The organism is Thermotalea metallivorans (genome assembly GCF_001562415.1).
GTDB lineage: Bacteria > Bacillota > Clostridia > Peptostreptococcales > Thermotaleaceae > Thermotalea > Thermotalea metallivorans.
The window spans coordinates 1-1608 of record NZ_LOEE01000015.1; the positions used below are offsets into that span (position 1 = coordinate 1).

Consider the following 1608-nt stretch of genomic DNA (forward strand, 5'->3'; position numbering starts at 1 on the left):
GTTTCCCCTGAAAAAATAAAAGATTTTGATAGGCAAAAAGGAATTTGTGGCTCAAATGTAGAATTAATTATTATGAACATATGGGATATAGAATAAATTTCTCCAAGGAATCATTGAGCATATTCTTAAAAATATCCTTTTTTGAGGTGAGTAAAAAATGTTAAAACTCAGAGAGCCGCAATTAACTTTATGGGACAGTATCCTTCCCGAAGAAATTCGCAAACTGCCTGATGAACTGGCAAAGATAGATGCCATTCTCGACGATGAAAGATTTATGAAACCATTTCTTGAAAAACATAATACTCATCGGGGTCGTCCAACCGTTCCCATAGAGACATTTTTACGTTTGATGTATCTGAAGCATCGATATGGATTCGGCTTCGAAACACTGGTGCAAGAGGTAGGGGATAGCATTACCTGGCGTATGTTTTGCAGGATACCGCTGGATGAAAAAATGCCCGATCCGACAACACTGATGAAGGCCTGCAAAAGATATGGAGACGAAGTAATCAAGCAGCTAAATGATATACTTGTTTTAAAACTAAAGGAAGAAGGGATCCTCAAACATCGCAAACTTCGAGTAGATACCACCGTAGTCGAATCAGATATCCATCATCCTACGGATGCCACCTTATTGCAAGACGGTGTAAAGGTAATCACCAATATCGTTCAGAAAATCAAAAGATTTGCCTCCCATGCCGTAGAGGGATTTGAAGACAAAAGAGATGAAATAAAAAAGTGTATTCTTTCCATAGGAAAACACTTGAAACGCAGAACAAAAGAAACATGGGAAGATATCGATAAAATTACACAAGAAGTCATACAAATGACGGAAGATGTATGCCAAAAGGCAGAGAACATTCTGGAAAATATCAAAGATAAACAAAAGGCAAATATACAGGTGCTCACAAACAAATTGGGCAAAGCTATCGACTTAACCCAAAAATTTATCCATCAAGCCAAAGAAGTTGTCAGGGGCAACCGGGTAATCCCTGACAGACTGGTAAGCTTTTTTGACCCCGAAGCCAGGCCGATAAAGAAAGGAAAACTTTCAAAGAATACGGAATTTGGCTATAAGCTTCGGATAGACGAAACAGAAAGTGGATTTGTAACAGGCTATGAAATATATCAAGGAAATCCGTCTGACGAGGAATTACTCATTCCTGCAGTGGAAAACCATCAAAGGTTGTTTCAAACTGTGCCCAATGCAGTAGCAACGGATAGAGGTTTTAGCAGCAAAGACAATGAAAAGGAATTATCGGAAAGAGGAGTTCGACATATCAGCTGCCCTGCAAGGGGGAAAAAGAGTCAGAAGAGAACGGACCATGAAAAGCGGCCATGGTTTCAAAGCCTGCAAAGGTTTCGTGCGGCCGGTGAAGCCAAAATCAGTCTGTTAAAAAGAAAGTACGGCTTGAATCGAAGCCGATACAGGGGTCTTTTTGGCTCAAAAACCTGGGTTGGATTTGGAATCTTGACTCATAACCTAAGAAGAGCCGCTCAGATGGCAAAATAAAGGGGAAATCACAGGGAAGATTAGCAACTTCCTTGAAAATCCTTGATATATGCAGATAGATAAATCGAAAATATTGAGTTTTTCAGGGGAAACTA

General features: G+C 39.7%; 1 protein-coding gene. It reads left to right on the top strand.

Annotated elements, in window-relative coordinates:
• The first annotated feature begins 157 nt into the window (after window positions 1-157).
• On the top strand, window positions 158-1513 hold the full coding sequence (locus AN619_RS02330) for an ISNCY family transposase (protein ID WP_068554723.1): 1356 nt from the start codon (window positions 158-160) through the stop codon (window positions 1511-1513).
• The last annotated feature ends 95 nt before the right edge of the window (window positions 1514-1608 follow it).

Excerpts from the sequence above, each read along its gene's own strand:
- AN619_RS02330 (WP_068554723.1), top strand. The coding sequence starts at position 158 with ATGTTAAAACTCAGAGAGCCGCAATTAACTTTATGGGACAGTATCCTT.